4 protein-coding genes and 1 pseudogene are annotated in these 3,857 nt (G+C 44.1%); 1 reads left to right on the plus strand and 4 read right to left on the minus strand.

The genetic code is table 11. From position 1 onward, the window contains the following. The 3 genes from hutX to Q0614_RS12370 all read right to left on the minus strand — a co-directional run. The coding region (gene hutX / locus Q0614_RS12360) for a heme utilization cystosolic carrier protein HutX (protein WP_298789056.1) at nucleotides 1-446 on the minus strand (446 nt) is incomplete at its 3' end. 217 nt (nucleotides 447-663) lie between these two features. After that, on the minus strand, nucleotides 664-1,107 hold the full coding sequence (locus Q0614_RS12365; protein WP_005872982.1) for a DUF805 domain-containing protein: 444 nt from the start codon (nucleotides 1,105-1,107) through the stop codon (nucleotides 664-666). Between the two features lie 60 nt (nucleotides 1,108-1,167). Then, entirely contained in the window at nucleotides 1,168-2,646 is a 1,479-nt protein-coding gene (locus Q0614_RS12370; RefSeq protein WP_298789059.1) for an NINE protein, read from the minus strand. Nucleotides 2,647-2,735: 89 nt separating this feature from the next. On the opposite strand from Q0614_RS12370, the gene tpx reads away from it, so the two are divergent. Then, nucleotides 2,736-3,260 (plus strand): thiol peroxidase, encoded by a 525-nt coding sequence (gene tpx, locus Q0614_RS12375; RefSeq protein ID WP_298104142.1) that lies wholly within the window; start codon nucleotides 2,736-2,738, stop codon nucleotides 3,258-3,260. A gap of 276 nt (nucleotides 3,261-3,536) precedes the next feature. On the opposite strand, the pseudogene Q0614_RS12380 reads toward tpx, so the two are convergent. Continuing rightward, nucleotides 3,537-3,857 (minus strand): annotated as a pseudogene (locus Q0614_RS12380) (hypothetical protein); the annotation flags it as partial.

Here is a 3,857-nt window from a genome sequence, read left to right on the forward strand (position 1 = left end):
CGCGAGACGTAAATTTTAAAGATATTCTCGCCCGCTTTGTCGTAAAAGCCCACGAATTTTGAAAGCATCCCCATGAAAGTCTGTGTCACGAGGATAATCTTATCGATCTCATCCGTCTTTAGATGACCTCCCAAAATGCCCAGCCCATGTGCCTCATCGCCGTTTGCGCCCATGCCGAAATTATAATATCCGCGCGCGCTCTTGCCGCTTGGGATCTTGGTTTTAAACTCGATGATGAAGCTCGGCGTATTTTTTACGAAAAGCACCTCGCCCCAGCTCTCAAGCTCCCTAATGATCTCGCCGAATTTATCGCCGCCCGCGCTTTTACCGAAGCGCTCGGGCAGGTTTAGCAGCACGTCGATCTCCTTCGCGCCCAGCTCCTTGCAGATCTGCGCGATCGAAATTTTAGGATTTTGCGCAAACAGCGCCTCGATTCTCTCTTTCATTTTTATCCTTTCTAAAATAAAATTTTAAGAGCCATTATAATATAAAAATTCTAAGTTACAGATAATGGCAATCAATTAAAGAGGATTTGAAAAGCTTATTCTAAGAAAAATTTAGCGCTACAAAGTGCTTATGCGCAGAATTTTAAGTGACAATACAAAGAATTTTATCTGCACGGAATTTTAGAATTCTAAAATTCCGCAAATCTTTAGAGCTTTATCATAGCGGATCGTATCCGAAGCGATTGGACCCGCTATCGCCGCGCTGCACGAAAAATACAAGCAGCACTATCCAACCCACAAATGATACCAAAAGCCCGATATCGCCGAAAAAAGCACCCACGATCGGCGTTAAAATAAGCAGAAAAAACCAGCCGCTTCTATCCGTGTCATGTAGTCGCCTGACCGATACGGCGATGGCTGGCACGAGCATAGCTAGCTGAAAAAGCGCATCTATAATGCCGATTTCTTGATGGACGATTTTGCCGGCTATTATTTGATTATACCCTATCGTAGTGCCTAAAACGCCATCTATCAAGCTCAAAACAATCCCGCCAAGCACGGTAAATAGAAAAAACCACCAGTACTCCGACCTTGATGCTCGCCCGCTAAATGCGGCGTATTTTTGCTTGACGCAAGTTTGCACGGACTCCATAAAAGTCATTTAAAACTCCTTTTTTAAAATAATATAGAATTATACTAATCGCCCCTTAAATTTAAATACCTAAAACTCCCGCCTATTCATCTGCCTTACGTGATACGCCAGATTCGCTAGATTGTAGCCACCTTTTGAAGCGGTAACCTCCCTAGTGCCATAAACCGCCGAAACATTTAAAACTACCGAAGCTAACCACCCTATGGCAAATACTAAAGCGAAAAGCTGCGAGTCAAGCGCTATCAGGACTAGAGTTACTATCTCCGTAGCTGCAATAACATAAAACGCTCTTAGATAGTTTTTCTCTCCGCTACAATCATAAAGCTCTTTACTAACTAGCAGCTGATAGATCAGATATACCGCTGTGCATACGTAATAAATGCTTATCATAAAAACTGATGGTTTAAACAATTCAAATCCTACAAATATAGTGCTTACTGCGCTTATAGCCGAGGAAACCCCGACTAACACGGCGTTTGATAGTAGATCCGTGCTGCGTATAGCGCGCGCTAAAAAATATAGCCCCACAGCTAGGCATATCATCGATATAAGTCCGACGCCTTCCAACGCACCCACTTTATCTACATTCTTGATATATCTGCCTACCGCATTTAACGCCTCAAGCCCAAACGCTATGTAAAGGGTAGTTTTGGCAGTAGATAGATTTTCGCTCTGCTCTTTAGCGTCATCCGCATAAACATACAGGATTGCTCCCGCGCCTACGGATACATTTAGCTTTCGCACCATATCAGGCAACCTAAAAAAGTCGCTAATAAGCCAGATTAAAAATAAAACATTAGGCACCGAGAAAATAACCATAAAATGAAAAAAGCCCTGTTCTATATCTTTTAGGTCTGATGCTTGCACACCCAAATCCGGACGAGACGAGTTTATAAGCGCTAACAGATCGTTACCTTCTATACTCGTCCACATGACAGCAACCACTACTAAAAAAAGCCAGATGAGAAATGGCAGCCCGCCTAAAAGCTGAAAAATCGCGGAGATTATACTCCCAAGATAAAATCTATGCGCGCCGAAAGGCCCGAGGAACATATAAAATACGTAGGCTTTATTTAGATCGTAAACCTTAGCTGAGCTTTGCGTAGAGTTAATTCTATCGGAATTTGAGGAAGCTGAATTTTGCCAAGTGGAATTCTGCTCTGTAAAATTCTGCGAGTTTGCGGCATTCTCGGTAGAATTCAAGCCTTTGGCGTTAGAATCTTGCTCGCCAGAGCCTGTCGCAGCAGAATCCCGCAAAATAGAATTTTCTTCATCTAGGCCTTGAGCTGCAAAAGCTAAATTTTGCTCCGCAGAATTCTGTGGAGTAAAATTTTGCCTTATGGAAGTGGAATTTTGCTCTATAGAATTCTGAGCCGCGAAATTTTGCTCGCTAGTATCATCCGCCGCAAGTTCTTCTTGCACTAAATCTAAATTCTCAGATTGCTCCTGTGGTTTCTCATCCAGGGGCTTTTTTTCTTCGCCGCTTTTACGTCTTATACTGGCTAGCGATGCAGGATTGCTGTTGCTGCCCCAAATATCTTCGCCCATCTGCTCTCCTTGATTTTTAAAGCAATTTTACCTGAAATTTAAGGAATTTCTGTATATTCGCCGCTACAAATTCAAAACAAAGGACAAAAATGTCAAAAGTAACATTTCAAGGAAAGCCTGTAGAGCTAAGTGGGCAAGAGATAAATCTAGGTGATCGCGCGCCGCAAGTGCGCTTAGTAGCTCAAGATCTAAGCGAAATCGAGATCGCTAGCGGCAAGCACGTGCAAATCATCGTCGCTGTGCCATCGCTAGATACGCCCGTCTGCGCGACGGAGGCACGCAAGTTCAACGAGCGCGCCGCATCGCTTCCCAACACCGAAGTAATCGTCGTTTCGATGGATTTACCATTTGCGATGGGGAGGTTTTGTACGACTGAAGGGATAAAAAATCTACGCGTTGCAAGCGATTTCCGCGATAAGGAATTTTGCCGCCACTACGGCACCCTCATCGCCAGCGGCGCATTGGCAGGTCTTAGCGCCAGAGCAATCTTCGTCATAGATACCGCAGGCGTCGTGGTTTATAAAGAGCTCGTAAGCGACATAGCCTCTGAGCCCGACTACGACGCAGCGCTGGATTTTGCAGAGCTCGTCGCTCGCAACAGCTGCTCTAACTGAGCAAGATAATAGATCCAAGGTTTGGATAATTTTCGCCTTGCTTTAGTTCACTACTTTAAGCAAATTCGCCCTACTGCAAGTAAAAAACGAAGTAGGGCGCTTAAAATTCTACTTCAATTTTATATTTTGATTTTACGCTTTAATTTTCGCTCCAGCGTACGCAAAGCTATTAACGCACTGCGATAGCAAGCGGATGAGAACAAAATTTATAGGATTACTCGCCGCTAGATTTTAAATTTAGCAGCAGCGAGAGTTAAAATTTTAAAATTTGCCCGCTTAACTACTCCGCGCGATAAATTCGCTAAAAGAAATCTCCTGCGCGTAAAATTTAACTCCGAGCGAGGCGAGTTTGTCTTGCAGCGGCAGTGCTAGCTCCTCTATGCCGCTAAATACGCAAAGCGGCAAATTTTGTGCCCTCTCTTTAGTCGCCGCAAAGCTCTCGCCCTCAAAAATTTTCTTTAAAAACACGAGCGTTTTTACCTTATCCGCGCCCAAGTCCAAGGTAAAAACGCTGAAATATTTATATCCCGGCTCCGCGCGCGCTTCATCTTGCTGCGCGTAGTCGTCCACCAGCTCGCGATAAAATTCGTTGTTTAA

It is taken from the genome of uncultured Campylobacter sp. (genome assembly GCF_937997595.1).
In the GTDB taxonomy this organism is placed as follows: domain Bacteria; phylum Campylobacterota; class Campylobacteria; order Campylobacterales; family Campylobacteraceae; genus Campylobacter_B.

Excerpts from the sequence above, each read along its gene's own strand:
- Q0614_RS12365 (WP_005872982.1), bottom strand. The coding sequence starts at position 1,107 with ATGACTTTTATGGAGTCCGTGCAAACTTGCGTCAAGCAAAAATACGCC.
- Q0614_RS12370 (WP_298789059.1), bottom strand. The coding sequence starts at position 2,646 with ATGGGCGAAGATATTTGGGGCAGCAACAGCAATCCTGCATCGCTAGCC.
- tpx (WP_298104142.1), top strand. The coding sequence starts at position 2,736 with ATGTCAAAAGTAACATTTCAAGGAAAGCCTGTAGAGCTAAGTGGGCAA.